16 protein-coding genes are annotated in these 14,567 nt (G+C 39.5%); 9 read left to right on the top strand and 7 right to left on the bottom strand.

Annotation, left to right across the window (positions count from 1 at the left end):
• Position 1: 1 nt before the first annotated feature.
• Positions 2 to 589 carry a hypothetical protein gene (locus tag ADS77_RS04650; protein WP_054205379.1) on the bottom strand — a complete coding sequence of 196 codons (588 nt, stop codon included), beginning with the start codon at positions 587 to 589 and terminating at the stop codon, positions 2 to 4.
• A 325-nt stretch (positions 590 to 914) separates the two neighbouring features.
• Between ADS77_RS04650 and ADS77_RS04645 the strand changes: the two genes are divergently transcribed.
• The 4 genes from ADS77_RS04645 to gbpA all read left to right on the top strand — a co-directional run bounded on the left by ADS77_RS04645 (position 915) and on the right by gbpA (position 4,248).
• A complete protein-coding gene (locus ADS77_RS04645; protein ID WP_054205378.1) occupies positions 915 to 1,769 on the top strand; it encodes an alpha/beta hydrolase in 855 nt (284 codons plus the stop codon).
• A gap of 2 nt (positions 1,770 to 1,771) precedes the next feature.
• A complete protein-coding gene (locus tag ADS77_RS04640) occupies positions 1,772 to 2,329 on the top strand; it encodes a DUF2975 domain-containing protein (protein WP_054205377.1) in 558 nt (185 codons plus the stop codon).
• Positions 2,329 to 2,550: a helix-turn-helix domain-containing protein gene (locus ADS77_RS04635; RefSeq protein WP_054205376.1), complete on the top strand. Its 222-nt coding sequence runs from the start codon at positions 2,329 to 2,331 to the stop codon at positions 2,548 to 2,550. Before ADS77_RS04640 ends, ADS77_RS04635 begins: the two co-directional genes overlap by 1 nt.
• A 228-nt stretch (positions 2,551 to 2,778) precedes the next feature.
• Complete coding sequence (gene gbpA / locus ADS77_RS04630) at positions 2,779 to 4,248, top strand: N-acetylglucosamine-binding protein GbpA (RefSeq protein WP_054453181.1); 1,470 nt, start codon at positions 2,779 to 2,781, stop codon at positions 4,246 to 4,248.
• Between the two features lie 73 nt (positions 4,249 to 4,321).
• Here the strand turns inward: gbpA and ADS77_RS04625 are convergent, their stop codons facing one another.
• From ADS77_RS04625 to ADS77_RS04615, 3 genes are all read right to left on the bottom strand, one after another.
• Positions 4,322 to 4,537 carry a TIGR02450 family Trp-rich protein gene (locus tag ADS77_RS04625; RefSeq protein WP_054453179.1) on the bottom strand — a complete coding sequence of 72 codons (216 nt, stop codon included), beginning with the start codon at positions 4,535 to 4,537 and terminating at the stop codon, positions 4,322 to 4,324.
• A 261-nt stretch (positions 4,538 to 4,798) separates the two neighbouring features.
• The gene (locus ADS77_RS04620; RefSeq protein ID WP_054453177.1) at positions 4,799 to 5,311 is read right to left on the bottom strand and encodes a hypothetical protein; all 513 of its coding nucleotides are present in this window, start codon (positions 5,309 to 5,311) and stop codon (positions 4,799 to 4,801) included.
• Between the two features lie 121 nt (positions 5,312 to 5,432).
• The gene (locus ADS77_RS04615) at positions 5,433 to 5,939 is read right to left on the bottom strand and encodes a DUF3087 domain-containing protein (RefSeq protein ID WP_054453175.1); all 507 of its coding nucleotides are present in this window, start codon (positions 5,937 to 5,939) and stop codon (positions 5,433 to 5,435) included.
• Positions 5,940 to 6,105: 166 nt separating this feature from the next.
• Between ADS77_RS04615 and ADS77_RS04610 the strand changes: the two genes are divergently transcribed.
• From ADS77_RS04610 to ADS77_RS04600, 3 genes are read left to right on the top strand one after another with little or no spacing between them, the layout of a single operon-like run.
• Positions 6,106 to 6,744 carry an energy transducer TonB gene (locus ADS77_RS04610; protein ID WP_054453173.1) on the top strand — a complete coding sequence of 213 codons (639 nt, stop codon included), beginning with the start codon at positions 6,106 to 6,108 and terminating at the stop codon, positions 6,742 to 6,744.
• A gap of 36 nt (positions 6,745 to 6,780) precedes the next feature.
• Positions 6,781 to 7,332: an RNA polymerase sigma factor gene (locus ADS77_RS04605; protein WP_054453171.1), complete on the top strand. Its 552-nt coding sequence runs from the start codon at positions 6,781 to 6,783 to the stop codon at positions 7,330 to 7,332.
• Complete coding sequence (locus ADS77_RS04600; RefSeq protein ID WP_054453169.1) at positions 7,319 to 7,918, top strand: hypothetical protein; 600 nt, start codon at positions 7,319 to 7,321, stop codon at positions 7,916 to 7,918. The genes ADS77_RS04605 and ADS77_RS04600 overlap by 14 nt, the downstream gene beginning before the upstream one ends.
• Before the next feature lie 253 nt (positions 7,919 to 8,171).
• Here the strand turns inward: ADS77_RS04600 and ADS77_RS04595 are convergent, their stop codons facing one another.
• Positions 8,172 to 9,158 (bottom strand): hypothetical protein, encoded by a 987-nt coding sequence (locus tag ADS77_RS04595; RefSeq protein ID WP_054453167.1) that lies wholly within the window; start codon positions 9,156 to 9,158, stop codon positions 8,172 to 8,174.
• Positions 9,159 to 10,390: 1,232 nt separating this feature from the next.
• Between ADS77_RS04595 and ADS77_RS22620 the strand changes: the two genes are divergently transcribed.
• Positions 10,391 to 10,975 (top strand): PQQ-dependent sugar dehydrogenase, encoded by a 585-nt coding sequence (locus tag ADS77_RS22620; RefSeq protein WP_054453166.1) that lies wholly within the window; start codon positions 10,391 to 10,393, stop codon positions 10,973 to 10,975.
• Entirely contained in the window at positions 10,917 to 11,354 is a 438-nt protein-coding gene (locus ADS77_RS22615; RefSeq protein ID WP_054453164.1) for a PQQ-dependent sugar dehydrogenase, read from the top strand. The genes ADS77_RS22620 and ADS77_RS22615 overlap by 59 nt, the downstream gene beginning before the upstream one ends.
• A 264-nt stretch (positions 11,355 to 11,618) precedes the next feature.
• Here the strand turns inward: ADS77_RS22615 and ADS77_RS04580 are convergent, their stop codons facing one another.
• Entirely contained in the window at positions 11,619 to 12,341 is a 723-nt protein-coding gene (locus tag ADS77_RS04580; RefSeq protein ID WP_054453161.1) for a glycoside hydrolase family 18 protein, read from the bottom strand.
• Between the two features lie 769 nt (positions 12,342 to 13,110).
• Positions 13,111 to 14,487: a Na+/H+ antiporter NhaC family protein gene (locus ADS77_RS04575; RefSeq protein WP_054205363.1), complete on the bottom strand. Its 1,377-nt coding sequence runs from the start codon at positions 14,485 to 14,487 to the stop codon at positions 13,111 to 13,113.
• Between the last annotated feature and the right edge of the window lie 80 nt (positions 14,488 to 14,567).

The raw sequence follows: 14,567 nt of genomic DNA, 5'->3' as shown, positions 1-14,567 counted from the left end.
TTTAATTCCTTTTTACCACTAAATATAATTGGAAGGTATGCTTTCCTTGCCCGACAATCAGTCTACGATTACGTTTAAGTAACTTAGTAATCTCAGGATAAGCTTGATGAAACTCAGTTAAAGGCATTAATTTAAATGCGCGTTCAACGAGTAAGTTTCCGTGTAAAAGGAGATCCGGCTTGATTCTATTGGGTACATGCAAAACAATGATATTTTGATTTGAAACCGCCTCTAACAAAGTGCTTTCACTGATAGAAAAAAAATCTGTTGATGCAGTCGCACACGACTGAAATACATTTCCATCATTCCAGTATTTGTAAGCATTTCCATACTTATTACTTTGCTCTACAGGTACATCAATTATACATTGAATACTTACCGCGTTATGCTCAAAATATTGATGGGATAACAAATCCAAATTTGAATCAAAATAAATCAATTCAAACTTATTATCTGATAACTCATTAACTATTTTTGTAGTGAAATAACGCTGGATATTTAGAGGGGACTTATTCACATAAGTGATATGCGCGAACGCATAGCTACATACAACAGATTGCCAAAGGCAAAAGGCAGTAATAGTCTTCATCATCATCCCTGAAAAAACCAATCATCCATAATACAACCGCAACCCTAGCAAATAAATACGAAAAAAAAAACCTTTTACCTACTAAATTGAATGATAATCAAGCTAAATAAATTGCTCAGTCGAATTAGCAATTTATATTATCTGCTATCAAGCACCTTTCTCTTTACTTATTAAATCAGCCATTTTTTGGTTAATTTCATCATCACATTTATAACTACAATGGTGGAACATTGAAGTTTAAAACAATAAAATTACCGCTAAACGATAACTTTTGATTGATTAAAAGTAACAACCCTGACATATTAAATTTTTTAAAGGAGCTACCATGTTAAAAATAATTATCAAAATATCACTTACTCTACTGCTATTTAGCCAAGCAGCCTGTACTACCATAAGCCTTAAAGAGTCTCACTTTATTAAGCCAGATAAACGGATACAACTCTCTGATCTGAAAGCTATTAATCGCTCAGCAAAAACGCAACTTATAACGATTGCTAGCCAAGATGGTATTCAATTAAGAGGAACGTTAATAACCATAGATAATGCTAAAGCAACTATTCTATATTTTGGTGGCAATCAATTTAGAGTAAATATAGCCGGGGGAGAGCCTGCAACGGCACTTTTGCCTTTACAAACGAATATATTAATGATCGATCACAGAGGCTATGGGCTTAGTGACGGGAAACCCACTATTGATAATTTAAAGCAGGATGCGTTAACCGTTTTTGATTTTGCAAAGCAACACAGTGAACTTGTTAATGCGCCTATTATTGTTCACGGTCACTCATTAGGAAGCATGATAGCAAGTTATGTTGCCAGCCAACGAAGTGTCGCAGCCCTAGTACTTGAAGGCAGTGTAACCAATGTAGAGCAAATGACACAATCTCGTATCCCTTGGTACGCAAAGCCTTTTATTGAGCTGAACTACTCACCTGAGTTACGCAAGATTGATAACCTTAAAGTCATGGAGCAATACACTGCACCTTTACTTATTATTACAGGCGAAAAAGACACACAAACGCCAAGCTCTCTTGCTAAAGATCTTTACGCGCATTCAGCATCAAAACATAAACAATTATATATCGCACAGGGAAAACATCACGGTGATGCACTAGATGGTGCTGAACTTAAAAAGCATTATGAGGTATTATTAGCCCAATTAACGCCAAATAGTCTATAACAATGAAAAAAATAATTTGGATGAGCAATATCATTTTAACGCTGCTATTGCTCAGTTTACTCACGATGCTCATTACCACTGTAATTGTGCTGATCAGCGATACCCCACTATTAAATTTTAGCCAAGAAAACGGCACTAACATGTGGATTGGGCTTGAGGTAAGCGGATCATGGGCATCAGCCGCTAAACAACTAACACAAAGTAACTTCAATGCTGTAATTTGGTTAGGTTTACTGCAACTACTGCCTTTTATTTTAATTAATATTATTTTGATTCGGTTATTTTACCTTTATCGCCAAGGACTCTTTTTTAACCCAAAAAATATTAGCTGCTTTACTTGGCTTGGTACTGTTTTACTTGCTCAATTTATTATTGTTGCCATTTACCCCGCACTACTTTTTACACTACTTAATTATGTAACCGGCAGTGGACTTGGTAGAATGGTGTCAATTAATGACACAGACATTATTGGTTTGTTAGCTGGATTAATTATTTACGTCATCGCGTGGGTAATGAAACAAGCACACCAATTACAACAAGAACAAGAGTTAGTAATTTAATGGCAATTATTATCGATTTAGACGTAATGCTCGCGAAGAGAAAAATGAAATCTAGCGAGCTTGCAAATGCAATTGGCATTACCCCACAAAATTTATCAGTATTAAAAGCTGGCCGCGCAAAAGCGATTCGTTTTAGTACTTTAGACGCTATTTGCCAACACCTTGATTGCCAACCAGGCGACCTATTACGTTACGACACACAAGATCACAACGAGCTCTAATTTAATGTTTTAGAGAAAAACACAACACTAAATAACTACCCACCACAAAAAAACCAACCCATTACAACTAAAAAACACACCTAACCTCTACTTTTCAAACTTAAAGCTTATTGTGTAAAGCACACCTTAAAGTTACCATAAAAGGTACGAGCAGAATAAACTTAAGGTACATTTTTGTGCTTATTCTGCGCGTCAAATTAAATTACATTTAGCTTTTTTAGGATCACAATGAACATACTACATAAAACATTGCTCGCAATATCACCGTTGGCATTAGCAATGTTACTTCCTGTTTCAAATACCGCATCAGCCCATGGTTATATTTCTAAACCAGAATCTCGTGGCTACTTATGCCGCCTGCGCGAAAACGCCAATTGCGGCAATGTTGTTTATGAACCACAAAGCCTAGAAGGGCTAGATCGTTTCCCTGAATCAGGCCCTGTTGATGGTCATATTGCCAGTGCAGGCCTTCGCGGATTTGGTCAACTTGACAGTCAATCAATCAATCGCTGGACAAAACGCCATATTAAAGCGGGTCCAAATGAGTTTAGCTGGACACTAACAGCCGCTCATTCATCTCGTGACTGGCGTTATTTTATTACTAAAAAATCGTGGAACCCTAATAGCCCATTAACCCGCGACCAATTTGAAGCGGTTCCTTTTTGCGAATACCAAAGCTACAACAAACAGCCACCGCGTCAATTAACACATCTGTGTAACGTACCGTCAGATCGTAGCGGTTACCACATTGTACTGGGCGTATGGGATGTAGCAGATACTCCGATGAGCTTTTATAATGTTGTTGATGTGATGATCGATAACGGTGATACCAGCAATGTGTCGTGGCAAGATGTAGGCGATATTGGCACTGGTCGTGATTTAAAAGTAGGCGATAAAGTAAAAACTCGCGTATTTGGTGACTCTAAAGAATTACCCTCTTTACAAACCGTGTTAGAAATAACAACCACAGAGCAAGGTCTTAGTGAAAATTGGACCCTTGCTTTAGCGCAAAAAATTAACGAGTCACAGTCATGGCTACAAGCAGGTCAACTTAATGAAGATAAAAATATTGAGCCAATCTCTGGTCGCAATGAAATCTTCGCACAAAGTAACTCTGGCATAAGCTCAGTTGAGCTTGCTTTTGAAATGGCGCCACTGCCTAAACCAAACTTTACTGTGAGTGGTTTAGCCCATAACTACGTCATCAAAGATGGCGCTATTAGTTTTGATTTTGCTATTAATATCAGCACTAAAGCCGTTATTTCTGCAACATTAAACAAGTCATATAACAGTGTGCAAAGTAAAACGTATCAAGTGGATGCGGGGCAATCACAACTCACGTTAGATTACCCTCATGCCCAAGCTGGTCACTACAATTTAGTAATTAGCTATGTTGCACACAATGGCACTACCGACAAAAAATCGTTTCACTTAAATATTGCAGAACAAAGCACTGGTACGCCGGGAGAACCCGTTCCACCAGTGACGCCACCAAACACCGATGCTGACTTTATTTTCCCTGAAAATTTAAGCAGCTACAAAGCCAATACAATCGTGCTACAACCTAAAAATGGTAAGGTTTATCAGTGTAAGCCATGGCCATACAATGGTTATTGCGTACAGTGGTCTGAAGGTTCAAATCAGTATGAGCCTGGTGTAGGTCTTTACTGGAACATGGCGTGGATTGAATTAAAATAGTAATCGCTATTTTATCTAGATGCTCGAACCACCAGTGATAACGCTGGTGGTTTTTCAATTTTAATCAACTGTATTACTGCCAACCTTGTAACCAATTAGCGGTGTCTTTTAAATCGCGCCAATCGATTTCAACCGCTCGTTTTGACATAACCGCCTCAATAACACAAGCCACTACAGCGCCCTCTTCATCAAATTCCATATCAACAATAATAAAGTGTTTTTCTTTATTAATTGGCTTAACAGCCGTCCACTTACTATTTCGTAATTTTTTTGGATTTATTTTATTCACAGCAACTTCCTAAACAATGCAGCAGTTTTATTTGCTTCAATACGTAAAGCCAGGCCATTTCGTTTTATTTAACCAGCATTTTTTAACAACCGATTATAATGCACAAACGGACTTATTATTAATTTAAGAAACTGAAACAGAAGAACGAACTTAGGTGTTATATAACAAAAAGGAAGGTTAAACAGTAGAAGGCTGTTAATAGTGTTTGAGTAGGCTGAAATTTATTATTAAAGCCTACTCAATTATTACTTGAAACTAATATTAAAACTCGTAACTAATACTCACACCGCCATCTGCGCGACTTTCGTTACTGTTAGTGCCTTCGCCATAACCTAACTCCAAACGAACACGCCAACCACCTTCATTTAAACCACTAAAAAGGTAACTATAACTCACGCCTACACCATTGGTGGTCTCTCTATCAAATATACCAGATAACGCACAGCCAAAAATATTACCAAATGCATCGCCAATACTGTCATCTTCAGATTCTAAAGGGCATTGACGACCATCATCCTGCACACCTAATGCACCAACAACAAAACCTACGGCATGTTTTTTATCGCTCGTTAAGGCATGTTCAAAACCAGCCGAAAAGCCATCATCTAAACCAATTTTATAATTAGCATACCAACGCTGTGTTCCCTCATTTGTCGCTAAAGAAATCTCAGGCACTGCGACGTAAGGGTAACCACCGCCAATCGAAAAACTAACATCGTTTGCATGGCTTGCGCCTGATAAAAAAAGCAATGTTGTTGCAAAAATTAATTTCATTTAAATAAATCATTTATAATTGTATGTTTTTTGATAATAACCTAATTAAATTCACTAAAACAAGTAAGATTGTTTCAATTTTTTTCATGGGTATATTACTTAAAACTGCTTTAAAACTGCTTTAAAACTGCTTTAGAATTGCAGGATCGTAGTTATTAGCATCTAAGCTCACATTAAATTTAGCCGCCACACTATCTAGCTCTGCTTGTTTAATAGCAAGCTCATCCATAGTGATGGTGTTATCGTCAAGCTGCCATAACAAACGCGAGCCCGCATAACTATAATGAATAGCTAATAGCGCATCAGGATTACCTTCTCGCCCTGCGGCTTTTAATTTTGCCAATTTACGGGTTATTTTATTAAGCGCTTGTTTTAATTCCCACACATAAACAACTTCAGTCATATAATCGTGAGTACGGTATTTATTAAGTGCCCAGCCAATTATTAAGCTCGTAATAACCACGCCAATTAAATTCCAATGAAAATGGCTGCCGCTTTCATCAGGAAACAAAGCAATAAGAGTTTGTGAAATAGCCAAACTGCCAACGGCCAAAGCAAGGCCACAGCCAATAATAACGCGATTTAAATGCTTACGATAACGAGCTTTATCAATTTGAATAAGTTGCATAACAGCCTAATAAGATTAAAAACAAAAAGGATTCAGCCGCCATTGTAGCCAATCACTACACGCAATGACGAAACTTTTTAAAAATATTTCACCCCTTTTTGATTTAACAACCGTTTTACCTGTGAAACGCCCAGATGCTTGGGTATAACAAACACAGGAAATGCTTATGCACACACTTACAATCCCACAACAGCCCGTAGCGTTAAAAACATCAGCCGCGATTATTGGCGGTGGCTTAATGACCTTTGCCGCATTTGCATTTATGCAGTATTTAATAAGCGGCGAACAGCGCGCCCCAAGAAACAACGGCGACACAATCATTGTAGAAATGTTTCAAGCTCCAGAAGATACAAAAGTACAACAAAAGCAAACATTACCGCCACCACCTAAAATGCAAACGCCGCCAAAAACACCGCAGCGTAATCCGCCAAGCATAGACACTAATATTATTACTGGCACATTTACGCCAGACTTAAACATTGGCAAAGTAGGCGGCGATATTAAAGCCACCTTACAACGCCCAACTGGCGATGCCACTCCCATTGTACGTATAAATCCCAAGTACCCACCCGTAGCCGCGCGTGAAGGGATTGAAGGTTGGGTACAATTAAGCTTTAATGTATCTGCAACGGGTGAAGTAATTGACGCACAAGTAACGAATGCCGAACCTAAACGTATTTTTGACCGCGAAGCACTACGCGCAATAAAGCGCTGGAAATACCGCCCAAAAGTGATTGATGGCGTAGCACAAGTGCAAACAAACCAAAGTGTACAGCTTGATTTTAAATTAGATCAAACTCAATAAAAAAGCACACTCAGTAATAAACAAAGTAAGGTGCCTATGATCGCGAGCTTAAAATCATGGTTTATTAGTCAGCCAAATAAAGATCATTTGGCTGACTACGCAAAAAGTGGCGACAATCGCCACTTAACTAAGCTCGTCGCCCTGTTTGGCAATGATCTTTATCACTATTTAGTGACCCAAAGTAACGAGCAACTCGCTTTTGATATTAGCCAACAAACATGGCTCAAAGTGATGGAAAAACGTAAGTATTATCAACCGCAAGATAACCCAAAAGCGTGGCTTTTTCGCCTAGCACGTAATGCATTAATTGACGAGTTTCGTAAGCAGCAGCGCTTTGTTGAACTCGAGGACAACACAGTTATCGTCGCTCCAAATAGCGAACAGACCTTTGACTATGCCGCCTTTAATAGTGCACTCATGCAATTGAGCTTTGTACAACGCGAAGCGCTTAGCTTACAGCAAGAAGGCTTCTCGCTTGAAGACATACAGCAGATCACCCAAAGCAACCATGAAACCGTTAAAACACGGCTACGTTATGCAAAACAAAACTTAAAAATAATAATAGGAGCTGACAATGAACAAGCATAACGAGCAATTTGACCAACAGCTTAAACAGCATTTTAGCGAGCGTAAAAAAGCACACACGTTAACGCCAGAGCAGCATGCACTACTAACTAAAGCACCAATTAAAAAGCCCGCCCGCTTTTTATTACCCCTGCAAATGACTGGTCTCGCCTGCGCATTAGTAGTACTGGGTTTTACCGTATTTAACACCCCTGTTCATGACGAATCGCGCAACACCTTTGCCATGCAACACAGCAGCTATCATTTTATTGAAGTTCACCAAGTAGATAATACGGGCAGTTATTCAAGTGAAATAACTAGCCAAAAACAACAGCTCGACGATAAACTCGCCGCCGACCTGCGCCTACACCAACAGCGCTATATTGAATACGGGCAATTAGTTAAAGTAGACAACGACTGGTACATCGCCAGCTGCCACAGCGAAGTACTCATTCAAATAAAAGACTCGTTATTGAATAGCTTAAAAACCAAACACGCTGTTGAAAGTGATATAAATATCGGCGACATGCTCGCCATGGCCCACAATGGCCAAGGGCATATAATCGCACTCAAGCATGCTGGGAGTGGAGTGAAGGTGTGTAGGGGGTGATCTCTTGCTTCATGATACTTTATAAAAGATCTCTATAAAATGATGGTAAGGCTGTCGGTAAACGTTCGCTAATTAGCGCTATGCAGCAACGAATTAGGCCCTTTGCTTTGTTTGAGTGGTGTTTATTTTTTTGTACAGTGAAATTATACCTAAAAAATCGAGGTACCCTTTCTATTTGATTTTTTAGGTATAATTTTTTCAAGCGAAAGCCAAAAAGAAAGATCTGTCCTAGGGTGAGGTTGACTGGGTATACCTATATAAAAAAACTACCTACGAGCATAGTTAATATTGCAGCTATAGTTGTACTACCAACCTTCTTATAAGTAGTGGCATCAACTTTTGTTAATTTAACTAGTAAACTTTTAACTCTCCAATTAACTATATGTTCAAACCAATTGTAATAATGTAGCTTCTCTCTATTAAAACAATACCCACTATGGATTGACTCACTCCTAATAGCTTCAATATCTATTACTTCGACCAAGGTGAATTTAGCTATACCTTCATCAATTTTACTAGTAATGAATGCCTCTAGATTATCCTTTGATGATAGAGCTTTTTCAGTCAATCTAAATTCACTAAACCTTGGTCGCTCTAAATCTATTAAACGAATTGGTTTGCTTACACTTCTTCCATTTTCATTTATTATCTTAACTACGTATTTAATATTAAGACCGTAGTGACCAAGATCATTATCATACCTAACAGGATGTATGCCTAAAGTCATTCCCCCTTGGAGCTGCTCTATAATTGGATCCCATTGTTCAATCCAATCTTTAACTATATACCTACCATGAGAAGTAGATAAAACGATTCTTTTTTTTGCTTTTGAATCTTTTATTAAATCATTTAGGTCAATAGATTTTAAACCTGCAGCATAGAACTCTACAGGATGATATGTAGCTACATATGATTCATAAGCTTTGAGTATATGTGGCTCACTAAAGCTCTCTAATTCAACATAGTAATTTCTACCTACCATTAAATATATTTTAAAGATAATAACTGCTTTGTCTTTACAATTCTCTATAGCTATATTGCTTACATAATCGTCCTCAGCATTCGCACTACTCCTAATACATACACGCCCTTTAACATTCATTCCAGACTTTCGTCTTACATTTATAATCGCAACAGTTAGGGCAACTAATGCAACACTCAATCCTATTATTGAAACTGCAAAGGTAACTAATGGCATATAGGGTAGATATTCTAAAAGTACTTCTAAAGCAGGTAACAAATTAACTTCCAAATTTAAATATTAGATCATTTTTTGAATAGCTTACGTCTTTGCTCATTACATAACAATATTTAGATCAAAGAAGATAAGCGCCAAATAACTTGTCCCATAAAGGTATTATACAGGACCAAACTTTACATCTTGCCAAGACCAAATACCAATCTCACGTTTAACACCTTTCCCCCGTCATCACGCCCTGAAAATAAGTAATTGATGAGTAATTCGAGCATGGAGACGCGATAAGGCGGAACTAGGCCATGGATGGCATATCTTCGCCGTTTACATTCACATTAATTATGTTTTGAAGGATAAGCGTGATGCTTGGGTGGGGAAATTCGTGGCTAAAGCCTACTCCTACGACCAATATTTAACTTCTGTGCAGCGAAGCGCCTCTGTGCCCTCTATGGTGAAATTCCTTTTTCGCCCCAAAGGGCGACCTACAATTTAAACCAAGCCCGTTGGGGTTCATTGCACTCTACCCAACCTACCAATCACATGCGCCAGCAAGCTCAACACCTACGGTGGCTAATCTATCATTGGTGTTAACAATTTCGTAGCTAAAGCCCCATCTCCTACAACGGATCCTGAAGCAGTGGCATCCTGATTTAGCTGTTGTTAAAAGCTGCCGTCGCCAGCATGAAAAACCTTGAATAAGGTTATTAATGTAGGTCGCAGATTTATCCCGACAAGTGATGCTAAGGTGAAAAATTCGTGGCTAAAGCCATCTCCTACAGCGGATCCTGAAGCAGTGGCATCCTGATTTAGCTGTTGTTAAAAGCTGCCGTCGCCAGCATGAAAAACCTTGAATAAGGTTATTAATGTAGGTCGCGGATTTATCCCGACAAGTGATGCTTAAGTGAAAAATTCGTGGCTAAAGCCTACTCCTACAACCAATATGTAAGCCTCGGTGCAGCGAAGCGCCTTTGTTCCCTCTGTGGTGAAATGCACTTTTTCGCCCTAAAGGGCGACCTACAATTTAAAAAAACATTGGGTTTCATTGCACTCTGCCCAACCTACCAATCACATGCGTCAGTAAGCTCAGCGCCTACGGTGGTTAATCTATCATTGGTGTTAAACCTTTCGGATAAAGCCATCACCTAAAACACCAGTGCGACAACCCAGTCATTTACCTTGCATTTTATGAAACTAATCGCACTTTAATGAAAGTTAATAACAATTTTGCTTGTATCGCGCTAATCTAATGTCATTGTTGTTCATAAATTGGAATTGTCATGAAAAAGTGTATTTACACCAGTTTAGTTGCCTCTATTATAAGCTTTACCTCGTTACATACCTTCGCTCAGCCAGAGCAGCCTATTCCCGTTGCCGCAAGTGCCGATAAGTATGAACTTGAATTAGTTGCCAAAGGCGTGCAAATTCCTTGGGGCATGGTGTGGCTTAACAAACAAGACTTGTTAGTCACAAACAGAGCTGGTGATCTTAGGCTTATTCGTGATGGTAAACTGCTAGAGAAAGCCATTAAAGGGGTGCCTAAAGTACATGCTGAGCGTCAAGGAGGACTACTTGATGTGGAGCTTGATCCTAACTTTAAAGACAATGGCTGGATATACTTTTCTTACTCTGGCTATGAAGGAGATGACGAAGGCTATAACACCTCTATAATGCGCGCACGCTTAAAAGACATGACGTTAATTGATCAGCAACTACTGTTTGATGGCAGCCCTAACACCACAAAAAGACGAAAACGCGCGCAAAAGTATTTATTCGTATGGTCATCGGAATCCGCAAGGCATGGCGATGCACCCAAAAACGGGTGTGATTTGGAGCCACGAACATGGCCCGCAAGGCGGCGATGAAGTCAATATTATCAAACCAGGATCTAATTACGGTTGGCCAGTAGTTACTTTCGGTATCAACTATAATGGCAGTAAAATTACCGATGAGACCACCCGCGAAGGGATGCAAAAACCTGACTGGGTGTGGGTGCCGTCTATCGCACCTTCGGGTATGGCATTTATTAGTAGCGATAAATACCCCCAGTGGAAAGGCAATATCGTGGTTGGTTCAATGAAATTTGCACACTTAGTCATGCTTGAACTCGATGGCAACAATATTATCGGTCATAGCAAGTTGTTTGAAGGCGCTGGTAGAGTGCGCAGTATTGCAACTCACCCCAACGGCGATTTATACCTAGGAATTGACGGCATGGGTATATACCGCGTAGTGCCAAAATAGAGCGCGTAATACTTGAATTCAAGTGTTTAAAAATCAGTGGGAATTCGAAAAACCCCGTCACCAAAATGCAACTTAATAAAAATAGCGCACCTAACTTATATCGGGTGCGCTAATTGATAAAACCAAAGCTCTTTGATTTTTTATTCCACTACAGCAAGCTACCTTTAAGAGGCTGTATTTAGAGTAGCCGCAATTGTTCGGCCCCATAATCCATCGATATCGCTATCAATTTTCCATCCCATTACCCCACCAAAAGCAATGTTTTCACTTTGCGCCTGACGAATAATGACGACGAGTTGATAAACCACTAGAGCTTAGATCATTTTCAGTAATAGGTTTACCAAGTACAATTTTTTCTGGCGGAACACCTTGAGATGCAATGCTTTCAATTGAAGTCGGATTGCTTATATTCTGATATTTTAATGGAAATAACATTTCAAATGACTCATATGCTTGATACTCCCACGCTCCCTGATTGTAATATTGGATATTATAAAAATCGATGTAGCCATGTGTTAGCTCTTCTAACTTGCTGTATTCAGGAAAGTATGGGCCTTGTGGTGCGTGAGAAATAATTAACTTTTCTCCTTGCTCACTCGAATATTCTGCAGCTGTCACTGTAGCCTCACTCAGCCAATTTAAAGCTTCTGAGGCTGTAATATTCTCGATATCAAAATCAACGCCATCGTAGCCGTATTCTAATGCATATTTCGCAAGTGCCAAGCCGTACTCTCTTGCCTGTGCTGAATCAGTCACATTTGGGTAATAAGTTTCACCACCAGCTGCAAGTATGCACTTTTTCCCTAGTGATTTAACATATTGTATAAGCTCTGGATCATTTGCGGCAGCTTCAGCTGCACCTAAAACCCCATCTTCAGGTGATATCCAAAATGAAAAAATAACGTGAGTATAACCTTCTATCTGCGACTTTAAACTTTCTTGAGTGATCCAGTTACTACAATAGCCAACAACTTTTTGCGTTTTCATAACTTATTCCTTTATTTTCGTGATATTAAAACTAAGGTTTGTCATTTTATTCGTCACTAAATATAAACAAGATACAAAAAAGCGGTTATTACATGATATTACAGTTAATTATTTAAGCTAAGAGTCGCTTCTGATTTTAAGCCTGAAAACGTTACGTGCCAGAATTATTCGAAGCTACAACCTGTATTTACTTTTTATCAAAAAAGTAATATGTGCCCTTAATTTAGGCAGGGATTTATCCCTAATTAGATTATGCAAAACATTAGCGGCTGAATAATATGATAATTTTTCGGACTAAAGCCAGCCCCTACGGCGGATCCTGAAGCGGCAGCCCGATTTAGCTGTTGTTAAAAGCTGCCGTCGCCAGCATGAAAAACCTTGAATAAGGTTATTAATGTAGGTCGCGGATTTATCCCGACAAGTGATGCTTAAGTGAAAAATTCGTGGCTAAAGCCAACACCTACGACCAATATTTAATCTCTGTGCAGCGAAGCGCCTCTTTGCCCTCTGTGGTGACATTCACTTTTTCGCCCTAAAGGACGACCTACAATTTAAACCAAGCCCGCTGGGTTTCGTTGTACTCTACTAACCTACCAATCACATTTGCCAGCAAGCTCAGCGCCTACGGTGGCTAATCTATCATTGGTGTTAACAATTTCGTAGCTAAAGCCCCATCTCCTACGACGGATCCTGAAGCGGCAGCGCCTGCGCAACAAAAAAGCCTACAAATTTGCAGGCTTTTGTTCTCACTAATTTAATTATTGTAAATTTACAGCACAATAATGCTCGTAACTAAGTACGCTATAAACGTGAGTGCGCCGCCAAAAAGTGCGTAAGGCATTTGCGTTTTAACGTGGGTGAGTAAATCACAACCGGAGGCAATGGCCGATACCGCGCTGGTGTCAGATATGGGCGAGCAATGATCCCCAAATACACCGCCACCTAAGATTGCCGCAATCACTAATGAAGGCGGTAAACCTAACGCTTGAATGAGCGGTACGCCAATTGGAATTAAAATTGCGAACGTGCCCCACGATGTTCCAGTCGTGAATGAGATCACCGCGCCAGTTAAAAACAGCACCGGAACAACTAAGTATATAGGTAAGTAATCGCCCACCAGTCCCGCTACAAATACGCCGGTGCCTAAATCTTTTAAGCTTGCGCCAAGTGTAAGCGATAACAACACGATAGCCACCAACGGGAGTAATTCACCCATGCCTTTAAAGCCGATATCCACCAGCTTATGATGAGTAAATTGACGTGAACTGATCATTAAAAAGTACGCGACAACACACGCTAAAATAGTTGCATACAGTACAGATTTAGAGCCACTGCCGCTGGCAATATCGCCATTACCGGTCCAGTACATAAAGCCGACCATGCTGCCAATCAGTGTAATAAGTGGCACTAGCATATAGCGTGCTTTGGTGCCTTTTACCTCTTCTTGTACATCTGCTTTTTGGTGCTCTAATTGCTCTTCTGCTTTTTTTAATGGGCCATGCACTTTATCAAAGGTGATGGTATAAAAAACTAATAATAAAGTAATAATAGCGTAAAAGTTATAGCCAATACTGCCCCATAACACCGACACCGCCGACTCTGGTAATTCATAATTACCTAACAAGCCAAGTACATAAGCGCCCCAACCATTAAGCAAAATTAAAATACACACCGGTGCACTGGTACTGTCGATAATGTAAGCAAGACGTGCTCGGCTCATTTTAAACTTATCAAATAAGCCACGAGATAAAATACCCGAGGTTAATACACTTAAGTTAGATTCTATAAACACGGCTACGCCTGAGAACATCGTTAAGTAACCAACTTGGCGTTTACTTTTTGCGACGCCTTTGTTCATCAATACATTAACGGTTGCTGCCACACCACCAGATTCACGAATGTATGCAAGCAATGCGCCTATTAAAATACTAAAAATCAAAATACGGCTATTCCCCGGTGAACTAGCCACCGCCACAATACGCTCTATGGTATTTATAAATGTGTTAAAAAGCGTATTTCCATCGCCTTGTAGGGCGAGTAAAAACTCTGAAGAAGCAACAGCAACTAACAGTGCCATAATCACTTCTTTGCGCCAAAACACGATCAAAATCGCTATCAACGGCGGTAAAATTGAATACCAAGACATACAATAACCTTTTTAGTAGCGACTGCGCCGCTGTTATAATTATTTATAAACAAGCCCACTAGCTTAATCAGTTGCACAAT

The organism is Pseudoalteromonas porphyrae (genome assembly GCF_001298125.1).
GTDB lineage: Bacteria > Pseudomonadota > Gammaproteobacteria > Enterobacterales > Alteromonadaceae > Pseudoalteromonas > Pseudoalteromonas neustonica.
This window is presented reverse-complemented; position numbering and strand designations above follow the sequence as displayed.

Coding starts and splice junctions, on each gene's coding strand:
- ADS77_RS04650 (WP_054205379.1), bottom strand. CDS start 589: ATGAAGACTATTACTGCCTTTTGCCTTTGGCAATCTGTTGTATGTAGC.
- ADS77_RS04645 (WP_054205378.1), top strand. CDS start 915: ATGTTAAAAATAATTATCAAAATATCACTTACTCTACTGCTATTTAGC.
- ADS77_RS04640 (WP_054205377.1), top strand. CDS start 1,772: ATGAAAAAAATAATTTGGATGAGCAATATCATTTTAACGCTGCTATTG.
- ADS77_RS04635 (WP_054205376.1), top strand. CDS start 2,329: ATGGCAATTATTATCGATTTAGACGTAATGCTCGCGAAGAGAAAAATG.
- gbpA (WP_054453181.1), top strand. CDS start 2,779: ATGAACATACTACATAAAACATTGCTCGCAATATCACCGTTGGCATTA.
- ADS77_RS04620 (WP_054453177.1), bottom strand. CDS start 5,311: ATGAAATTAATTTTTGCAACAACATTGCTTTTTTTATCAGGCGCAAGC.
- ADS77_RS04615 (WP_054453175.1), bottom strand. CDS start 5,939: ATGCAACTTATTCAAATTGATAAAGCTCGTTATCGTAAGCATTTAAAT.
- ADS77_RS04610 (WP_054453173.1), top strand. CDS start 6,106: ATGCACACACTTACAATCCCACAACAGCCCGTAGCGTTAAAAACATCA.
- ADS77_RS04605 (WP_054453171.1), top strand. CDS start 6,781: ATGATCGCGAGCTTAAAATCATGGTTTATTAGTCAGCCAAATAAAGAT.
- ADS77_RS04600 (WP_054453169.1), top strand. CDS start 7,319: ATGAACAAGCATAACGAGCAATTTGACCAACAGCTTAAACAGCATTTT.
- ADS77_RS22620 (WP_054453166.1), top strand. CDS start 10,391: ATGAAAAAGTGTATTTACACCAGTTTAGTTGCCTCTATTATAAGCTTT.
- ADS77_RS22615 (WP_054453164.1), top strand. CDS start 10,917: ATGCACCCAAAAACGGGTGTGATTTGGAGCCACGAACATGGCCCGCAA.
- ADS77_RS04580 (WP_054453161.1), bottom strand. CDS start 12,341: ATGAAAACGCAAAAAGTTGTTGGCTATTGTAGTAACTGGATCACTCAA.
- ADS77_RS04575 (WP_054205363.1), bottom strand. CDS start 14,487: ATGTCTTGGTATTCAATTTTACCGCCGTTGATAGCGATTTTGATCGTG.